General features: G+C 33.4%; 20 protein-coding genes and 1 tRNA gene. 6 read left to right on the top strand and 15 right to left on the bottom strand.

Features of this window, described 5'->3' with window-relative positions; translation table 11 throughout:
- Positions 1 to 10: 10 nt before the first annotated feature.
- The 4 genes from HYY69_05465 to HYY69_05450 are packed head-to-tail and all read right to left on the bottom strand — an operon-like array spanning position 11 to position 4,104.
- A complete protein-coding gene (locus tag HYY69_05465) occupies positions 11 to 1,378 on the bottom strand; it encodes a hypothetical protein (protein MBI3032900.1) in 1,368 nt (455 codons plus the stop codon).
- Positions 1,379 to 1,409: 31 nt separating this feature from the next.
- Positions 1,410 to 2,063 carry an HAD family phosphatase gene (locus tag HYY69_05460; protein MBI3032899.1) on the bottom strand — a complete coding sequence of 218 codons (654 nt, stop codon included), beginning with the start codon at positions 2,061 to 2,063 and terminating at the stop codon, positions 1,410 to 1,412.
- A gap of 25 nt (positions 2,064 to 2,088) precedes the next feature.
- On the bottom strand, positions 2,089 to 3,231 hold the full coding sequence (locus HYY69_05455) for a GHMP kinase (GenBank protein MBI3032898.1): 1,143 nt from the start codon (positions 3,229 to 3,231) through the stop codon (positions 2,089 to 2,091).
- A 30-nt stretch (positions 3,232 to 3,261) separates the two neighbouring features.
- On the bottom strand, positions 3,262 to 4,104 hold the full coding sequence (locus HYY69_05450; GenBank protein MBI3032897.1) for an NDP-sugar synthase: 843 nt from the start codon (positions 4,102 to 4,104) through the stop codon (positions 3,262 to 3,264).
- Positions 4,105 to 4,542: 438 nt separating this feature from the next.
- Between HYY69_05450 and fsa the strand changes: the two genes are divergently transcribed.
- Positions 4,543 to 5,190, top strand: a complete 648-nt coding sequence (gene fsa / locus HYY69_05445; protein MBI3032896.1) for a fructose-6-phosphate aldolase — start codon at positions 4,543 to 4,545, stop codon at positions 5,188 to 5,190.
- A 5-nt stretch (positions 5,191 to 5,195) separates the two neighbouring features.
- Here fsa and HYY69_05440 read toward each other — a convergent pair whose 3' ends face one another.
- The gene (locus HYY69_05440) at positions 5,196 to 5,903 is read right to left on the bottom strand and encodes a hypothetical protein (GenBank protein MBI3032895.1); all 708 of its coding nucleotides are present in this window, start codon (positions 5,901 to 5,903) and stop codon (positions 5,196 to 5,198) included.
- A 97-nt stretch (positions 5,904 to 6,000) separates the two neighbouring features.
- On the opposite strand from HYY69_05440, the gene HYY69_05435 reads away from it, so the two are divergent.
- A complete protein-coding gene (locus HYY69_05435) occupies positions 6,001 to 6,567 on the top strand; it encodes a hypothetical protein (protein ID MBI3032894.1) in 567 nt (188 codons plus the stop codon).
- A gap of 56 nt (positions 6,568 to 6,623) precedes the next feature.
- Here HYY69_05435 and HYY69_05430 read toward each other — a convergent pair whose 3' ends face one another.
- The 4 genes from HYY69_05430 to HYY69_05415 all read right to left on the bottom strand — a co-directional run bounded on the left by HYY69_05430 (position 6,624) and on the right by HYY69_05415 (position 9,385).
- Complete coding sequence (locus tag HYY69_05430; GenBank protein MBI3032893.1) at positions 6,624 to 6,929, bottom strand: hypothetical protein; 306 nt, start codon at positions 6,927 to 6,929, stop codon at positions 6,624 to 6,626.
- Between the two features lie 17 nt (positions 6,930 to 6,946).
- Complete coding sequence (locus HYY69_05425; protein MBI3032892.1) at positions 6,947 to 7,465, bottom strand: hypothetical protein; 519 nt, start codon at positions 7,463 to 7,465, stop codon at positions 6,947 to 6,949.
- Between the two features lie 19 nt (positions 7,466 to 7,484).
- The gene (locus HYY69_05420) at positions 7,485 to 8,831 is read right to left on the bottom strand and encodes a tRNA (N(6)-L-threonylcarbamoyladenosine(37)-C(2))-methylthiotransferase (protein MBI3032891.1); all 1,347 of its coding nucleotides are present in this window, start codon (positions 8,829 to 8,831) and stop codon (positions 7,485 to 7,487) included.
- 95 nt (positions 8,832 to 8,926) lie between these two features.
- Positions 8,927 to 9,385 (bottom strand): hypothetical protein, encoded by a 459-nt coding sequence (locus HYY69_05415; GenBank protein ID MBI3032890.1) that lies wholly within the window; start codon positions 9,383 to 9,385, stop codon positions 8,927 to 8,929.
- Positions 9,386 to 9,586: 201 nt separating this feature from the next.
- Between HYY69_05415 and HYY69_05410 the strand changes: the two genes are divergently transcribed.
- Positions 9,587 to 9,796 carry a DUF4258 domain-containing protein gene (locus HYY69_05410; protein MBI3032889.1) on the top strand — a complete coding sequence of 70 codons (210 nt, stop codon included), beginning with the start codon at positions 9,587 to 9,589 and terminating at the stop codon, positions 9,794 to 9,796.
- A gap of 1 nt (position 9,797) precedes the next feature.
- Positions 9,798 to 10,007 carry a DUF2283 domain-containing protein gene (locus HYY69_05405; protein ID MBI3032888.1) on the top strand — a complete coding sequence of 70 codons (210 nt, stop codon included), beginning with the start codon at positions 9,798 to 9,800 and terminating at the stop codon, positions 10,005 to 10,007.
- On the opposite strand, the gene folP is transcribed toward HYY69_05405, so the two are convergent.
- Positions 10,000 to 11,304 (bottom strand): dihydropteroate synthase, encoded by a 1,305-nt coding sequence (gene folP / locus HYY69_05400; protein MBI3032887.1) that lies wholly within the window; start codon positions 11,302 to 11,304, stop codon positions 10,000 to 10,002. The two genes, HYY69_05405 and folP, sit on opposite strands and share 8 nt — an antisense overlap.
- An 88-nt stretch (positions 11,305 to 11,392) precedes the next feature.
- Between folP and HYY69_05395 the strand changes: the two genes are divergently transcribed.
- Complete coding sequence (locus HYY69_05395) at positions 11,393 to 12,124, top strand: hypothetical protein (protein MBI3032886.1); 732 nt, start codon at positions 11,393 to 11,395, stop codon at positions 12,122 to 12,124.
- Positions 12,125 to 12,465: 341 nt separating this feature from the next.
- Here the strand turns inward: HYY69_05395 and HYY69_05390 are convergent, their stop codons facing one another.
- Positions 12,466 to 12,705 (bottom strand): glutathione S-transferase N-terminal domain-containing protein, encoded by a 240-nt coding sequence (locus HYY69_05390; GenBank protein ID MBI3032885.1) that lies wholly within the window; start codon positions 12,703 to 12,705, stop codon positions 12,466 to 12,468.
- A 61-nt stretch (positions 12,706 to 12,766) separates the two neighbouring features.
- Here HYY69_05390 and HYY69_05385 point away from each other — a divergent pair, with 61 nt between their 5' ends.
- Entirely contained in the window at positions 12,767 to 13,108 is a 342-nt protein-coding gene (locus tag HYY69_05385) for a DUF192 domain-containing protein (protein ID MBI3032884.1), read from the top strand.
- Here the strand turns inward: HYY69_05385 and HYY69_05380 are convergent.
- The 4 genes from HYY69_05380 to HYY69_05365 form a co-directional block, all read right to left on the bottom strand.
- Positions 13,092 to 13,688 (bottom strand): hypothetical protein, encoded by a 597-nt coding sequence (locus HYY69_05380; protein MBI3032883.1) that lies wholly within the window; start codon positions 13,686 to 13,688, stop codon positions 13,092 to 13,094. The genes HYY69_05385 and HYY69_05380 overlap by 17 nt on opposite strands.
- 28 nt (positions 13,689 to 13,716) lie before the next feature.
- Positions 13,717 to 13,845, bottom strand: a tRNA-Trp gene (locus HYY69_05375).
- A gap of 215 nt (positions 13,846 to 14,060) precedes the next feature.
- Entirely contained in the window at positions 14,061 to 16,043 is a 1,983-nt protein-coding gene (locus HYY69_05370) for a hypothetical protein (protein ID MBI3032882.1), read from the bottom strand.
- 233 nt (positions 16,044 to 16,276) lie between these two features.
- Positions 16,277 to 17,725, bottom strand: coding sequence for a putative S-layer protein (locus HYY69_05365; protein MBI3032881.1), 1,449 nt, complete (start codon positions 17,723 to 17,725; stop codon positions 16,277 to 16,279).
- Positions 17,726 to 17,794: the final 69 nt, after the last annotated feature.

Genomic DNA, 17,794 nt, shown 5'->3' with positions numbered 1-17,794 from the left:
ACTACATTTTCTACACTGCCTGATTTAATAATTCTTTCACTAATGATACTGCATTTCGAGCTAATCTTTTTGTTTCTTCTTCAACGTTAGATTCAATAAATATTCTGAATTCAGGAGCATTTGATGAAGGTCTGAATAACATCCATGTACTTTCATTCATGTATATTTTTAAACCATCAAGATCATCAATTTGTTTGTTCTCAGAGAGATATTTTTGTTTTATCGAATGTACGATAAAAGCATTGTGCCTTGTTGGACAATCTATTTTTGTTCTGAAAATAAAAAAACGCGGATATTGAGCAATAAGCTCAGAAAGTTTCTGCTTTTTTTTAACAAGAAGATTAAGGATAATAATTGTTGGATAACCGCCATCCCTTGTATACATAACATCTGCAAAAATACAACCGCCATTGCTTTCAAAACCAAAACTGCAGTTGTACTGCTTCATCATTGCAATAACATAAGGAGAACCAACTTTACAACGGTAAATTTTTTTTCCAAGCGTATCAATAACGCTCGAAGAGTTAATAGGAGTTGCTATATTCTTTGCTTCAAGATACTCTGCAATAACTGCGGCAACCACATCACTTTGAATCAAATTACCTTGTTCATCATAAAATGCTGGCCTGTCACCATCACTGTCATAAGTAATCCCTATATCGGCATTGTTTTCAAGGATTGCCTGCTTTAATTCAAGATTCTCGTATTCAGTTGATTCAGTGTCAAGCGCAATAAATTCGTTTTTAGTTTTAGCTAGCAAGAACACTTTTGCTCCTGCATCCTTTAATATAAACTGCATTGTTTTTTGATGACAACTATTCCTTACATCCAACACTATCTTTAAATTACTGTAGTCCATAGCATGTTTTTTGAGAAATCCATTATATGCTTCATTTGCATTGTTAGTTTCACTAAAACTTGTTGGCACATCAACAAGTTTTAGTGATGAATGGAGAATAACCTGATCATAAAGTTCTTCAATCTGTTTTTCTTCTGCTTTAGATATTTCTTCGTTGTCATTCATAAATTTTAAGCCATTCATTGATGCTTTGATATGGCTGCCAGTAATTATGATTCCACCACTGCAATCAGAATTTTTTACATAATAATTTAATGCAGGTGTTGGCGTAATTCCACAATTAATTGGTTTCCATCCTTGATCAACAATACTTTGCATAATGATGGATTGAATATGTTCACTTGTTGCTCTGAGATCTCTTCCCACAGCAATAGTTCCCTTGTTTATTCCTTGATTAGTAAGATGCTGAATAAATGCTTTGACAATTGCATAACAGAATTCATCTGACAGAATAACATAATCTGTTTCTCCACAATCCACGGTGTATCCACGTATCCCTGATGTTCCAAATAATTTCATAGTATTACAATCTGTTTAACAATCTGTTTATTTACAATTCATTTATTAGTTCTTCAGTAATTTGATCAAAGTGTTCAGCAATAATATTTGCATGCTGTAAATCTTCTCGTTTATTTTTCCCATTCATTATACCAATACATTTCATACCTGCGCTTCGTGCTGCAATAATACCTGCTTTTGAGTCTTCAATAACCACACAATATTCAGGAAGAACTTCAAGCAATGCAGCAGTCTGAAGATAAATATCTGGATTTGGTTTTCCCTGTTTAACTGCTTCTCCACTATGCACCACCATAAATTTCCCCTCTAGATCTAATGAAGAAAGCACCGTACTCACCACTTGCATCCCGCTTGAAGAAGCTAAACCTAACTTGTATTTCTTTTTGTATAAATTCATAATTAATTCTCTGACTCCGGGAAGAGGAACGAGTTTACCTTGCATTAATGATGAAGCATATTCAGTTTTTTTGTAGACAACACCTTCAATATCCGGCATTGATTTATCATGTTTTTGCATTATTTCTTTTACAATAATAGGACTGCTTGTTCCGGTAAATGTTTGATGGTATTGCTCTTCGGTTAGCAATATTCCATGATCTGCAAAGGTTTTAATCCATGCATCGCAGTGAAAATTTTCAGTATCCACCAATACCCCATCCATATCAAAAATAACTGCTTTTTTCATTATAATAAACCTCAAAATAAAAACCTCAAAAGCGCTCAGCATTTTGAAAAGCATGACCATAAGGAATAAATTCGAAATCCAAATATCTAAATTTTTGACAAAGAACTGGCCTCAGATTTTTTAAATCCTGAGGATTTTCTGCATATACTAAAACACTGCCGCCACCGCCGCCCATAGGAAAACAAACTGCATTATGCTGTTGAATAACTGCTTTTAATTCATTATGGGAATCCGACATATAATAGCTGCAAAGCTGTGTACGAATTTTTCTATATTCTTCTATTGGCTGAGCTAAAGCTTTCCAATTTTTTGTTCTAATTGCTTCTCTAAATTCATAGGCTAGATGGCATTTTTGCTTATGCAAGAGATACCCGTTAGTTGTTTTTAATTCTGCCACCCATTTTGAATTTACATCACTGCTATGACGCTCGGCAGTAAAATAAACATCGATATGTTCTCGTAATTCTTGATATTCTGAAGGATTTAATAATTCCTGCTGCAATGAAGTTCCGTAGAGACTTTGCTGGCCAGGCAAAGGAAGCCCCCAAGGAAACCAAATATAATCTCTGATTCCCCCATATACTGCACATGACTGCTCTTGGGTGCCAGTAATACTTACACCAAGATCTTCTTCTACAAGAGAAGCCATACCAATAATCTGCGGCATAGAAAAAATGTTTCCTTTTAATTTATTTGCCAGCAAACAAACACCAGTCGTTAACGCTGCACTCCCACCTAAACCTGCAGATTTTAATTCTGGAAATTTATTTCGAATAGTAAACTTTACTCCGTCAAGATCAAATGCCTGCATCAGCTTAAGAAGCCAATACTCTTTCTTAGGAGGAATAGCATCTTTATCAAAGGTGAAACTAAAACCAAAATCAAGTGATTCCACACCAAGTTTTCCTTGATCAATAGGAGTTGCAATAATATCAGTGCCTATATTAATAGACATACCTATAGTTCTTGGCAAAGAAGCAGACCAAATCCTACTCGGGTCTTCGGTCAGGTCTTTAGGTAAAGGCGTGAACTTCCAAAATGTTTCTTGAAACAACCGCAGATCAAGACTTGATCCAGGACCATCAATTCGATTAAACACGGTAATTTGCGGAAGCTTGTTTTGCTCTTTTGCCTGCACTAATTTTTCATGAATATTTAGCATCGTCATAACTGTTGAAATCACTTCTGTTTTTTAAATCTAATTTAAACCCTGCCATTCCTTCAATGCCTTTTCATAACGCTCAAGTGTTCCTGTATCAAACCACTGTCCTGAAAAGGGATAGCCAAAGAGTTTTTGCTCTTGCGCTATTTTAGGGAAAACATCTATTTCAATAGAAGTAGGATCATTACCTGAAGCAACATACAATAATACTTCTGGTTCAAGGATGTATAATCCTGAATTAATCAGGGTTGAAGGAGCTTCTTCTTTTTTTGGTTTTTCTATAAAATCAAGGATTTTACTTCCCTGTAATTTCGCTACACCATACGCTGAAGGATCTTCAACAGTTGTCAAAGCAATAGTTCCCAGAGCTTTATTTTCTTTATGAAAAAGATACATTTCCTGAAGGTCAATATTCTTTAATTCATCTGCATTGCACATGACAAAAGTATCAGTTAAATACTCCTTAGCTAATCGCAAGGGACCAGCTGTGCCTTGGGGGGTTTGTTCTTCAATGTAATTAATTGACACTCCAAACTTTTTCCCATCACCAAAATATTGTTTAAGTTGATCACCCTTGTATCCAATAGAAATAAGGATATTAGTAACACCATATTTTTTAAAAAGATCCAACGTATGCTCCATCACTGGTTTTCCATGCACGGGAATTAATGGTTTAGGAATTTCATCAGTTATAGGTTTTAACCGTGTACCTCTGCCACCTGCAAGAATTAACCCTATTTTAGGAGCATTTTTTCCTAATGCTTTTAAAAGAAGCAATTCAACAGCATGACTTCTATTCTTAACCTTGTAACCATCAACACTTTTATCTACTGCTGTAAGAACACCAGTATCCAGGGTTAAAGTTATTCGTTCTTTCATGATAAAACTCAAATTAGAACAAGGTATATAAAGATTACTATTTGTATGATAAAGTGTGATGTATATTTACGATTTTATATTGTATTTTTACGAATATCAACATAATATTTATATATTAGTAGGTTATAAAGAGATAGTTTATATTATATTTGATTGTTTTATGTTTTTTAAGGGGATAGTAAAGTGCATTGTTTTAGTATAACGGAGATATGAAGTGCTATGATGCAATACAACAGACATGGATTACCAGAACATGAAGAAGCACCAAGAGAACCAATTCCTTTTGTGAGATATATTTCACTAGGATTAGGTTTAGTCTTACTTATGCTTTGGTTGTTATAAACAGTAATTTTATATACACCTTTTCTTTCTTATTTTTAGGCAGCATTATCTAACTTAGATAATGCTATCTAAAAATAAGAAAGGAGGGGTGTTATTATGCAAATATTTGTTGATACTGCTGATGTTGAAGCAATAAAAAGATTGAATTCTTATGGTATCATCGATGGCGTTACTACTAACCCTAGTTTAATTGCCAAAGAAGGAAGAAATTTTAAGCAAGTTGTTAAAGAGATTGCTGCCATTGTCAATGGCCCTATCAGCGCAGAAGTTGTCAGCACTGATTGCGAAGGAATGTTAGCTGAAGCAAAAGAATTAGTTAAAATTCATAAAAATATTGTCATTAAAATCCCTTTAATTCCTGAAGGATTAAAGGCAATCAAAATATTAACTTCTAAAGGAGTGAAAGTGAATGCAACCTTATGTTTTAGCGCAAATCAAGCTTTGCTTGCTGCAAAAGTAGGTTCAACGTATATTAGTCCTTTTATCGGAAGATTGGATGATATTGGACAAACAGGAATGGAATTAATTGAAGAAATTAAAACAATTTATTCAAATTATGGGTTTAAAACTAAAATTTTAGTTGCCAGTGTCCGAAATCCCATTCATGTCAAAGAATCTGCATTATTAGGAGCAGATGTTGTCACGTGTCCGCCTAATGTTATTGAACAGTTATGGAAACATGCATTAACTGATGTTGGATTGAAGAATTTCTTAGCTGATTGGGAGAAAGTTAAGGATAAATAATTAGTTTATTTTTTGGCAGTTTTCCATAACAAATTAAAGTAGTTGTTATAAGAATATGCAATTTCTTTGCTTTTAATGACCGTTGCCATAGGTGTTTCACTCCAGAGAATTATTGCAATATATTTTCCGTAAATAAAAGTAGTTGTAGGTGAAGAGAACTTATCAGGAATATAACGAAATTGTGAATAAGCAACTGCAACACTTTCGGAGTGTTTAGCACTTTGCCCAAAAATAACTCTCGCCTTGATTTTATTTTGCTTTTTCTGCTTTTGAAATTGTATAAAATCATGTTTCATCAATTCCAAAAACTTTCCCGATGAACCAAAACAAACATATTCCTTATACTTGAGAATATCCACTAAAATCGATTTTATTCCCTTTCGACCTTTGTAAATAGCTGACTCTTCTCCTTCTTTTCTTTGCTTAAATCTTACCTCTAATTCAGGAAGAATTTCTTCTGCTATGTTCTCTTGTTCTTTTATTTTGTCTAACAATTTATTTGGTGGAACTGGTTGAAACACTTTTCTATTTGCTTGAATGACATATTTGACCAAGCCTCTCTGAATTAATCTTTCTAAAGCATCATAGGTTGTTGTTCTATTTATTTGCGCTGTTTTACTAATCAATCCTGCCTGAGCTTCACCGAGATCAATCAAAGCCAAATAAATTTTTGCTTCATTCGCATTAAATCCTAATCTTTGTAATGATTCCATTTATTTAAGTAGTGCATTATCATTTTTAAAATATCTCCTCTTGCTGTAAGGAAGCTTACAACAAATATTGATATAACATGGGAAGTGTATACACAAGATGAGAAAATTAATATTAGGAAAACTTGGAACAATGAAGATTCAAACTGATCCTTTACCTGTTATGGGTTCACAAGCATTTTTAGTGTTTATCTATGAGTTTGACAGATATTTACGAGATCAAGGAATGGGTCTTACTGCTGTTATTAGTAACTATTACTCCCAATATGATAATAAAAATTGCGGTGAGTTTCAACTAAGCGTTAATTCACATAGGCAGAAAAGAGATACGTATAGGATTATAGAAGGTGTTGGCTATGCTATAAATCCTCAAAATCATGAAGTTCATAATTCGAATACAACAACATTTAGTGATTGTGATAAAGGTAATGAATTACAGTCTTTGCAAGAACGTATCGATCAAATAGCATTGTGTCACTTGAGCAGAAATTTCATGTTTACATGGATAATACCTGATCATGGCAAATCATATGCAGATTTCTTTGAGTGGCTCAAAAACCAAAGGCAATATGTGAAGCCACATGATTTGGTTGATAGAGTGTCACGAATGATTTATCAAAGAAGTGCTTTAGTATCAAGAGGGTTATTAGGAGGTTATTATCTATAATCAATTAAAGAGATTTTTGATCCAATCACTTTCGCTAGTATTTAAGGTATAAAATTCTATACACATACCTTTCTTAATTCTTTCAAAATAAGCATATCATCTATTTCAATAAGTTTTTTAATTACTGGATTTTCTTCATTAAGTTTGAATAATTTTGCTTTTCCAATAGTTCTTGTAGGTATGATAATATTATTTTTGATTAAATCATCCCATACCCTATATAATGTTGCTCGTCCAATACCTGCATTATTTGCCATATCAGTTATAGAAAAATCTAAATGACGCTCAGTTAAGAGATAGTCCAGTATTTTAATAGTAGGTGAATCCCCCATGACTTCGATAAAAAGTGATTTTGTTTCCATGTTATTACCTTTTATACTTAAGAGTTTTTGACAGGAATTTCTATTGTTGTATCAACACTGTATTTCCATGTGGGATAGTTTTGAATGTAGATTTTACCATCGTATGAAGTTATTTGTATCGCAGCCCTTCTGTTTCCACCTCTTCCCCCAGGATTAACTGTTGCTCTTGTTCTATATATTTCATCTAATTGACGATTCAATTTAACAACTGTATCATCTGGGATTGGTTTTCCATTATGCTCAATAATAATTACTTGAATACCATCAACAAATAACGTACTGTATCTTAACTTTGTTATACTTCTATCAACAATTTTAGCATCAAGTTGCTCCCCTGTTAATTCCTGTAGCATATGGGATAAATCTCGTGTAGCATGGTATAAATCGTGTGTAGTATCTTTACAATAGATCGAAGGCATATCAGGATCAAAATCAAATTCTACTTCCAATCCTCTAGACTCAAAACTTCTATGCCCAGCTAAAACGTGATAGTATATAATATCATTTAATGACCAAAGGACATCAGTATTAACCATAATACACCTATATTTTTTATTATAATTTATTATTAAATGTTGCCAACAAATAATATTCTTTGGCTTCAATTACTTTTACGTGCACAATATCTCCTAATTTGAGTTTTTGTTCTGGATCATTGACAACAATTTGTCGGTAGCAGGCATTTTTACCGTTCATTGTTTTAGTTCCTTGCTTTCCTTCTTCATCAATAAGCACTGCACCTTCCCATGCAATCCACTTCTCGTTGTTTTCCAACGTGATTTTATCAAAAAGCTCAGTTAATTTTCGAGAACGATCTGCAATAACATGTGTTGGCAACTGTTTCCAAGTTGCTGCTACTGTTTTTGGTCGTGCAGAATAACGTGAAATATTTACTGAGTCTGGTTTTGTTTCTTCAATTATTTTTAATGTATCTTCAAATTGTTCATCTGTTTCGCCGGGAAAACCACAGATAATATCAGTCATAATATGGATTTGAGGAATTGCTTTTTTGAATTCAGTTATAATATATTTGTATTCTTCAGTAGTATAATTTCGCTCCATGTTTGCAAGCACTTCATTATTACCTGCTTGTAGCGGAATATGCAAAAATTTAAACATTTTTTTATGTTTAAATGCTTCAATTAAATTCGGAATCATTTTTAGATAATGGTCCGGGTTGCCCATGCCTAATTTTACCATGAAAGTTCCCTCTAAATTGCAAAGCGCTTTCAAGAGTTCAGGCAATTCTTTGTTTTTGTTATTGCTGTTGTTTTCTTCCTCTCTTGTTTCTAAATCTTGGCCGTAAACTGCGGTATCCTGTGAAGTAAGCCAGATTTCTTTAACACCTTCTTTAATTGCTTGCTGCGCTTGTTGCAAAATTGCTTGTTTTTCAAAACTCTGTAAATTAAACCGTGCAGCTTTTGTTTTGCAAAAGGTGCAATGTCCTAAACAACCACGATTGATCGGAATGATTTCTATCACTGGATTCTTTCTTATTTTTGGAAGATTTAATCTTATACTGTTTTCACGTTTCGTAAAAATAACCTGATTTCCTTCCAAAGTTTCTTCAACAACATCAGTAATGTGATGAATATTTGTTGTGCCAATCAAAGAAAATCCTTTTAATTTTTCTTGATCAGTCTGGGCAATGCATCCTGCAACGACTGTTGGCTTTTTTGGTAATTTGTTTAATGTTCTAAAAAATTCTGTTTCAGTTGCATTTTTTACGGTGCATGAATTGATGACTAAGCAATCTGCTGATTCAGGAGCATTAACTATATCATAACCATCTTCTTTCAAAATACCAGCCATTGTTTCAGAATCGGTCTGATTATTTGCACATCCTTGAGTATAGAAAAATACTTTTTTATTTGCTGTCGAGCTACTATTTTCTTTATCCATATCGTCATGAAGAAGTGGTTATTTGTTTTTAAAGGTTCCTATGGAATAGTTAGTAAGATCTATTCTTTAATCGTCTGTCTTGTCTTTTTAAGTAACTAAAATCTATTAAAAACACTATGTAAGGTAAGAATAGTTATCACTGTTTTCATCTTAAATTGTGATATGAGATCAAACGAATTAATATTTTCAGACAAATTATTTGGAATTAATTTGAGTTGTTTAATGCTTTTATTAACCTCACTTTCTTTAATTATTAAGTTATGTGCATATTTGTTTCTAAGTTGATTTATTTGAGTAATATTATAAAGTAAATCTTCATCTTTTTCGAATACTCCAAAAGCTGTTAGTATATCTATTTTCGATGAAAATCCCCTTAACTCTTTGTTCTTAAAAATAATTTTTCCTTGAGGAAAAATGTTCATAATAATTTCATTAATCCAATATTCAATAAATAAATGAGCAGTTAAAACTAATGATCGTATTTCTTGTTCTTTATTAAACTCCTCCATTAATTGTTTAAAATATTGATCTTGAGATAGCTGCTGATGTACCATTAAATCTTGAAAGTCGGCTTACTATTTAACTATTTCTAAAAAGAAAACAAATTAATTTTTCGGAATTTTCGTAAATTTTTCGAAATTACCTATTCCTAATGAAAAACCTCCGAATAAAAAGTAAACATTTGCGGTTTCTCTGAATTATTTTCGGTTTTAATGTAGGTGATTATTTATTAGAGTTCTTCGTTAAAATCTTCTATGAAAATCATATATTCAGATCATGCCATTAGAAGATTAAAACAAAGAGGTATTAGTATACTAGAAATAGAATATGGATTAGAAAATCCTAAAAAAGTAAGGTATTTAGACGATGATAAAAAGCAAATTACAACCGTGATCAATAATAGGGAACTTATCATTATATTTGTTCAAAAAGAAAAACATATAAAGATTATAACGGTACTATAACATGATGAAAATTGAATATGATAAAGATGTTGATGCAGCTTATATTTACATAGAATTCCCTATAAAAGAAGGGGATGCTGTAAATACTGTTAAAATCAATGATAATATTATTGTTGATTTTAATAAACAAGGAAAACTTTTAGGTGTTGAAGTTCTCGATGCTCGCAAGTTTTTGAGCAAAAACGTTCTTCAACATGCTCAAATTAAGTAACTTTAGAAATGATATATTTTTCTTTCAGTTGCTCAGCTCGTTCTCGCAACAATTTTTTAGTAACAACAGATATTAATGTTGGTTCTATTTCTAACAAAGGAATAAGAACAAAATCACGCTTTTCTAATTGAGGATGGGGAATTATAAGATCATCTATTGTAATAATTTCATCATTATATAATAAAATATCAATGTCAATTATTCTTGGGCCATGTTTGAAGGTTACTTTTCTTCCCATAATTTCTTCAATACATTTAACAAAGTATAACAGTTCATAAGGGGAAAGCGTTGTTGTTCCCTTAATCACTTGGTTGTAGAAATTATCCTGCTTTCCAAAACCATAAGGTTTACTTTCATAGATTGATGATATTTTTTCAATTATTAGTTTCTCTTTCAAAAGCTCTAAAGCTCTTGCTAGATTTTCTTTTTTATTGCCAAGATTTGTTCCTAACCCAAGAAAAATTATATTTTTCTTGTTATTTTTTATTGCATCTAAAACTGCCAACATTTTTTTATGTTCTTTAACATCATGCACTCTTACTATGTTTGCTCCATGCATCACTGCGACTGCATGCGCTGCTAATGTTCCTTCCAAACGATCTTCGACTGGCGTTGGTTGAATCATATTTATGAATGATTTTCGAGAAGCACCAATCAATAGAGGCTTGCCTAATTGTTTAAATTCATTAAGGCGGTTTAAGATTTCAAGATTATGCTTAAGGGTTTTCCCAAATCCGATCCCAGGATCAACAATAATTTCTTTAATACCATATTTTTCTGCGTTTGCAATCTGCTGCTTGAAAAAATCCACAATATCCTTCACCACATCTTTATATTGTGGATTTTGCTGCATATTTTTCGGCGTGCCTTGCATATGCATCATAATAACGGGAACTTGGTATTTTGCTGCAAGCATGCAAACATCGCCATTTTGCAAGCCAGTAATATCGTTAATAATCGTTGCGCCTGCTTGAAGCGCTTGTTCAATAACCCTTGGTTTGCAGGAATCTATAGAAATCGGAAACTGAGGATATTTTTCTCGCAATGTTTTGATCACTGGAATAACTCTGTTTAATTCTTCTTCTTCAGAAACTGCTTCAGAACCAGGTCTTGTTGATTCGCCACCTATATCAATAATATCCGCACTTTCTTGAATCATCTTTTCAGCATGCTGGATTGCTTTTTCCAATACGAGGTATTTATTGCCATCATAGAATGAATCATGAGTAGCATTAAGGATACCAATAATCATGGTTTTCTTGTTTGAATGCAGTAACTCCCTTATTTCTTGGTTCATTTCTTATAGAAAGACTTAAATCTATTTAAAGTTACAGCAATATTTATAAATAATAACATTCCAAATACAACATAAAAAGAGGATGTTCATGAAAAAGGACTACAGTGCTATTAAAGCAATAGTAGCTATATTGATCATAGTTATTATTATGTTCATAGTCATAAAAACTTATTCTAAAACAACACAACAGAACGCAGAGATAACAGGAAATGTCGTTTATGACTGGCATTATGTAGCGCCTGATCAAAGTAAAAGAACTAATAGTGTTGGATTCTATCAAAATACTGCAGGAAATCAATATTCTCAACCTTATGGAGTAGATTATGATGCTACAGAGTGGGATTCAAAAAGACCTGTGCAGACTGAAAGCAAATGGGGCGTACGACCAAAATATGTAGATCGCCAAGGCGGGTTCAATTATAATTTTTATCCAACAAACACTGATAAAAGACTTACCCAAGACCACAATCCGCAAGGAAAAGTCTATTTACAAAGAACTTATAACATATACCCTGAAATTGGAGAGATTAATTTTGTTATTGATCTCTATGACGAAGATGGTGTTGGGAAATTATCTTATGATGTTTTTGAATTTGAACCTGGTTATGGACAAAACCATGTAAGCTCACGAGGAAAATTCAGTTTAGATTGCAATCTTCAAAAAACATGCAAAAAAAGCTATATTTTTGCCCGGAAAGTGCATAATTTTTTTCAAATTTTTGAGCCTTTTCAAATTACCTTCTTTTATCGGGACGGAAATGGAAATATAAGAGAAGGAGTTCTTAACGCACAAAATAAATGGAGTTTTACTTTTGAATAGTACGTAATAAGTCTTCTTTAGTTTTAGCGCCGGTTCAGCTTTTTAAGTGGTTTTCGATTGGATTTTTCTCTCTGGCACTCCGAAAAATCCCCAAAGTGAATTTAAGAAGAGCTTCACAAAATGGGGTTCTGTCCTGAATCTCGGCATAGCCTCGATTTTGGTGCCGTGATTATCTCACTTATTTATAACAAGGAAAAAATTCCCATTGTAATTTCCTTTTTTCCCACGTATTAATTTGAAGGATAATCACAAGCATGGCACCAAAAACTTCATTCAGGACAGAACCAAGAATGTAGGCGCTAAAACCCCAGACTTATTACGTACTGTAAAATAAAGAATAATTATAATCCTAATACTTTATCTATTTCATCTTGATCAAAACCGACAATTATTTTTCCATCTATGTCTGTTACAGGAACACCCATTTGCCCTGATTTTCGCACCATCTCTTCTGCTTGTTCTTGGTTTTCTCCAACATCAATAACCTGAAATTTAACTTTTTTTGAGGTAAGATAAGATTTTAATTTATCACACCAAGGACATGTTTTAGTTGAATAAACTGTTACTTTGTGCTTATCCATAGTATCACCATGGATAAGCACCATAGGATAATTTATATACTTTTTCCTTATAGATGATTCTATGCCTATTAACAATGATACTAAAAAAACAACCCTGGGTAAAAAGTATAACGTCTGTAAAACCTTATTGAGCAAAGCCTGTGGCTTAATGTTCAAAAAACACCAAAATCTTATCTTTGTTTTTAATGAGGAAAAGATTATTCCACTTCATATGTGGTTTGTGTTTTACCCGATTGATATTATTTATTTAAATCAAAAGAAACAAGTTGTTGAACTAAAAGAAAATTTTAGGCCATTTACTCTGTATAAACCACAAAGAAAAGCACAATATGTCATCGAATTAAAAGCTGGAATAATTAGAAAAACAAAAACAAAAGAAAAAGATATTATTGTGTGGAATTAGTTGGCTGCTCCTCAACATTAGTTTCATCGTCATCTGCAACACATGCTCCTGCCATACAACCATATTCGCAGGTATAACCTTCAGTTAGGTACGTATCTCCTTTACAATACTTTTCATACAGTTTATTAGGTGTGTTAGTGTTGGTACTGCATTGATCTGATTCTTTATAACCATTTTTTAAGGTGACCGTACCCATGACATTGTAATCTTTTCCATTATCTGAATCAGTACAACCTGCTATTTTTTCTTCTGCCTTTACTTCACTGGTTAGGTTGGTTACTTGTTCTCCATTTGCTGTTGTTGTGTTTGTTTCTGATTCATCTACCTCATTTGTACCTACATCATCTGCATCCTCTTGATCGCTTTCATCATCCTCATCATCTGTTACTGTTGTTGCTTTTGATTCTTCAGTCTTTGTTTCATCAGTAGTTTGTTTAGCTGCTGGTGTTTCGTCTGTTTTTGCTTGAGCTGGCTGAATTTCCTTAACTGCATCTGATTCTTTCTTTGTTTCTTCTTTATTACAACTTACCAAAAAAAGAGCTACTGCCATTATTACTAAAAAAACTGCTATTTTTTTCACGTTTTCCACCTCGAGATTAAAATAAATATGGGGATACTGAGATTCGAACTCAGACCCAGTGGTGTCTTCTGATCAGATTATCATTGCTATAATCAACCTATAGCTCATCGCTCCACAACTGGAGCCACTTATCCTGGCCAGGTTAGACGATATCCCCTTCTTTAATTAAAAAATAAGCCAGCGTATTTAAATGTTTTTAAGAACTATGGCTCTGCCCCGAATGTAGTTTTTGGTGCCATACCTGTGATTATCCTTCTAATTAATAAGTGAGAAAAAAGGGAATTCCAATGGGAATTTTTTCCTTATTATAAACAAGGGGGATAATCACGGCACCAAAACCGAGGCTATGCCGAGATTCGGGGCAGAGCCGAACTATAAGTCAAACTCTATTCCATTCTTCGGTTGTTTCTTAACTATTGGCTGCTTTGGCGGTTTCATCCATAGCAAAAGAATTATTGCTCCTAATATTATTAAGATGATAACAGTAGTTATAATACCAGGCATATTCCTGCCTGCTTTTGTTATGAATTCCGGGATTGGTTTAACAACGAAAATAAATTCTGGAGAGTATGCAACGCCTCCTTTGCTATCATCTGCAGTGAATACCACTCTCCGTTCACCAACAAAGTTTTTGTCTGGCATTACTTTCACATACGTTCCATCCATATAAATACTGAGATTTTTAACCGGTGAATGAGTTATCACTAAATAATCTTCATCAGCATCAACAAAATAACTATCCAAAAATAGATTATAAGGTTTATCTTCGTACATTTCGTGATATAATACTTTGAGCTGTGTTTCGTTTAATTTGTATTTTTTCTGAGGATCATACAATTCGACAGGTTTCTTTTCTGATTCCTTTTTTTGAAGAAGGTCTTTAGTAATGTTGGATGGTTTTGTTGGAAGTTTTTCTACTGATGAAATATTAATTTTTTTATCTGCTGCTGTTACATTATCTTTTCCTGCAAACTTTTCTCGCAAATCTTTGCGAAACTCATTAATCTTTGAAGGAGTTGCAAATTTGAAAAAAGCTAATGCTATTAAACCAAGGACAAGCAACATCAGCATTATAATGCCAACAACTTTCCATCCTATTGCGGAAGCAACTACTTTTTCCTGTTTTTTCTCTTGTTCTTTACTTTTCTCTTGTTCTTTATAGTATTCTTCTGCAATTGGATGAAGCTTTTGAGCTTTTCTTCTCTTAATAATTATGACGAGAAGCACTACTATAATCAATAACAATAATATAAACAAAAGCAAACTTATCATTAAACGCTGTTTAAATTGCTTTGCGTTGACCTCTGCTGAAACTTCTTCACATTTCACTACAGAAATCTGCAAAGGAATTTTATAAGAAAGATCTCCTTTATACGATGTTGCTACAAGGTCAAGATTATAATCACCACGATCTTTTCCTTGAGGCTGAACATATAATGGAGTAATATATTGTTGAGATGGAAGAAGCCAGAAATATGAAGCATCATATCCTAACCATGACTGTCCTGGATTAATACTCACTTTGTAACCATTGTAAAGATAACCAGTATTTCCTAATTTAACAGGAATTATAGTATTGGTGTTTTCACAAACTTTATAGCTTGGATCTTGTGCAGACACATAATTAAATGAGACAGTTTCTGAATCATTGCTTGGTGTGATAAGCATCCCTGTATCTAAAGCATAACCATAAGAACCTTGGTTAATACTAATACTCAAAGGAAGTGTCTGAAGATTTTTAGTAGCTTGGTCTTTTGCTGTTAAAGTGAACGATGCTTTTTCTGCAAATTCACAAGGCAGTGTTACATACAAGAATGCTTCTTTTGTTTCATAAGGCGCTAGGACAACAGGATTATGCGTTAAACGATAATATTCCGGCTTGAGATTTAAGCTCAATTCCAATACCTGCAAATAATTCATACTATTTCTTACAGTAAGTTTATACACGACAGGTGTACAAGCATTGGTTACTTGATCCTCTTTATCAACGAACAATGAAGCAGATTCACAGGCAATAGGCTGAATTGTTTGTTTAATCTCTTTTGTTGTGCCAAAACCTGTCTGAATTAATGTCGTGATATCAAATGAATTATAAGTATCACAAGGAACTTTAATAAACGAAAAAACTTCTTTGGATTGAGATGGCTTTAACAGAAACTGCGGATTTGCAAGGGCGATAAGCTCTTGGTTTTCTCCTTCTGTGCGAACAAGATAATGTATCTCAATTTCTCCGGTATTCAATATACTGATTTTACTGCTGTGGGTATTACAAGCGCATGCATTAATTATTGAAGGAGAAGTAACTGCAGTAAAATCATCTTGACCAGCAACTAAAGAAGGAGATGATACTAACAATAATAACCATAAGGAGATACCTATTATTATAGTGAAGAAATGCCTAGAACTCTTTTTTTGTAATCTTAACCCTCTTAACACCCATAACACCCACTTTAATGAAACTAATTAAACTGATTATCTTGAAATAAATAAAATAAAAGGGAATAATATTCCCCGCATAATTGAGATTGGAGATCATATTTGATCTTATTGAATCTAAATAAAAATTAAATAAAAAAAGAACCTACATTTTAGTAGTAGGTTTGGTCGTCTTCTTCATCTTCGTCATTTTTGCTTCGTAATTTATTAAAGCCAATGACTAATGCTAGCAATACTAACACTACGATTAAGACGATTAAGACAACAGTTAAAACATCTCGCGCTGATGTGCTTTTGCCTGCATCAACTGGAGCAACTGCTTTACCACTGTCTTGGACATTTGCTTTCACCACAAACTGCTCTAGTTGTTCAGCACCGCTGTTAACTACAACACTGAACATGTGTTCGCCTGGTGTTGCGGTTTCTAATGCTGCAACATGAACGTATGATGCTGCTGCTTGTCCTGGGTTTACTACTAAAACGTTTGAAGGACTAACACTAACTTGCCCCCAATTTTGGTAGCCATCAACATTAACTACATAGGTTTTTGCTGTTTTACCCATGTTGCTAATAGTTACTGGATACACAACTCCTGCTTGGCCTTTCACTACATTTTGAGTTGCAGTGCCGACAGTCAAAACAGTTGTTTCCTGCTCTTGAGGAGCATCTTGTTTGCCTTCAACACAGTTTTCGTTTTCATAAACAGTAATTTGTTTTGTGGTTGAAGCTTTATGGTCGCCATCTTCAAAATATACATCAACTTTAGCATCATATGTTCCAGCTTTTGTACATTTTGGAATGATTACCCATAATTGTTCTGAACTTGAAGATTCTTCTTCATTAAGTTTTTCTAACCAATCAGTTGCTTCTAAACCAAGTTCTGGAATAGTTACTTTAACTTGAACGCCTTCTTCATCATCCATATTACCAGTGTTTTTAACCCGTACTTTGGTTAATAAACTTGTACCTGCTTTCACGGTTGAAGAAGGTGAAAACATAACATCTTTAATAGTTACTGAATGGTCTTTTGCATCAACAGTAATTGCATATTCTTTAGTCACTGTTAATGAGGTATGTTGGAATAAATCCCCTACAACTACAGTACCAAATTTTTCATCTGCGTTTGCAACGCGAGCATTTGCTCGAACAAAGAAAACATAATCTCCTTGATCAAGGTTATAAGGCAACTTCATAGTGAATTTGAATGTTTGCGCGTGACCATCTTCTAAGTCTGCTTCAAGGTCTTGTTCAGATCCTGTAATTTCACCATTGTGCATGTCAAAACCGCCAATGCTTGCATATAAGCCAAGATCTTCTAAGTCAACGGGAACGTGTTCAGTTACACCGTCGCCATTGGTATCAACTTCGACACCTGTTGCAGTCACTTGCACCGTCACAGAAATTTCTTGTTCTCTTTCGAGATCGTCAATTGCTAGTGGATTTTGTGTTTCCACATTTTCATGTAATTTGTCGCCATTAATCTTTACATATTCAATATGTAACGGCAATTTTGTGGTTACTACTTTAGCTTCTGTATTAACAGGCACTGCCATTAATACCACTAAGAGCAATACCAAAACACTTAGTATTTTTCTCATCATTTTATATGACCCCCATTACTCAATTATTAGCATACGAGTAACTACTTGTCCAGTAGTTATGGCTTTTGA

This window comes from Candidatus Woesearchaeota archaeon (genome assembly GCA_016192995.1).
GTDB lineage: Archaea > Nanobdellota > Nanobdellia > Woesearchaeales > DSVV01 > JACPTB01.
This window is presented reverse-complemented; position numbering and strand designations above follow the sequence as displayed.

Bases quoted from the DNA above. Each gene is read 5' to 3' on its own strand.
- HYY69_05465 (MBI3032900.1), bottom strand. From the start codon at position 1,378: ATGAAATTATTTGGAACATCAGGGATACGTGGATACACCGTGGATTGT.
- HYY69_05460 (MBI3032899.1), bottom strand. From the start codon at position 2,063: ATGAAAAAAGCAGTTATTTTTGATATGGATGGGGTATTGGTGGATACT.
- HYY69_05455 (MBI3032898.1), bottom strand. From the start codon at position 3,231: ATGACGATGCTAAATATTCATGAAAAATTAGTGCAGGCAAAAGAGCAA.
- HYY69_05450 (MBI3032897.1), bottom strand. From the start codon at position 4,104: ATGAAAGAACGAATAACTTTAACCCTGGATACTGGTGTTCTTACAGCA.
- fsa (MBI3032896.1), top strand. From the start codon at position 4,543: ATGCAAATATTTGTTGATACTGCTGATGTTGAAGCAATAAAAAGATTG.
- HYY69_05440 (MBI3032895.1), bottom strand. From the start codon at position 5,903: ATGGAATCATTACAAAGATTAGGATTTAATGCGAATGAAGCAAAAATT.
- HYY69_05435 (MBI3032894.1), top strand. From the start codon at position 6,001: ATGAGAAAATTAATATTAGGAAAACTTGGAACAATGAAGATTCAAACT.
- HYY69_05430 (MBI3032893.1), bottom strand. From the start codon at position 6,929: ATGGAAACAAAATCACTTTTTATCGAAGTCATGGGGGATTCACCTACT.
- HYY69_05425 (MBI3032892.1), bottom strand. From the start codon at position 7,465: ATGGTTAATACTGATGTCCTTTGGTCATTAAATGATATTATATACTAT.
- HYY69_05420 (MBI3032891.1), bottom strand. From the start codon at position 8,831: ATGGATAAAGAAAATAGTAGCTCGACAGCAAATAAAAAAGTATTTTTC.
- HYY69_05415 (MBI3032890.1), bottom strand. From the start codon at position 9,385: ATGGTACATCAGCAGCTATCTCAAGATCAATATTTTAAACAATTAATG.
- HYY69_05410 (MBI3032889.1), top strand. From the start codon at position 9,587: ATGAAAATCATATATTCAGATCATGCCATTAGAAGATTAAAACAAAGA.
- HYY69_05405 (MBI3032888.1), top strand. From the start codon at position 9,798: ATGATGAAAATTGAATATGATAAAGATGTTGATGCAGCTTATATTTAC.
- folP (MBI3032887.1), bottom strand. From the start codon at position 11,304: ATGAACCAAGAAATAAGGGAGTTACTGCATTCAAACAAGAAAACCATG.
- HYY69_05395 (MBI3032886.1), top strand. From the start codon at position 11,393: ATGAAAAAGGACTACAGTGCTATTAAAGCAATAGTAGCTATATTGATC.
- HYY69_05390 (MBI3032885.1), bottom strand. From the start codon at position 12,705: ATGGATAAGCACAAAGTAACAGTTTATTCAACTAAAACATGTCCTTGG.
- HYY69_05385 (MBI3032884.1), top strand. From the start codon at position 12,767: ATGCCTATTAACAATGATACTAAAAAAACAACCCTGGGTAAAAAGTAT.
- HYY69_05365 (MBI3032881.1), bottom strand. From the start codon at position 17,725: ATGATGAGAAAAATACTAAGTGTTTTGGTATTGCTCTTAGTGGTATTA.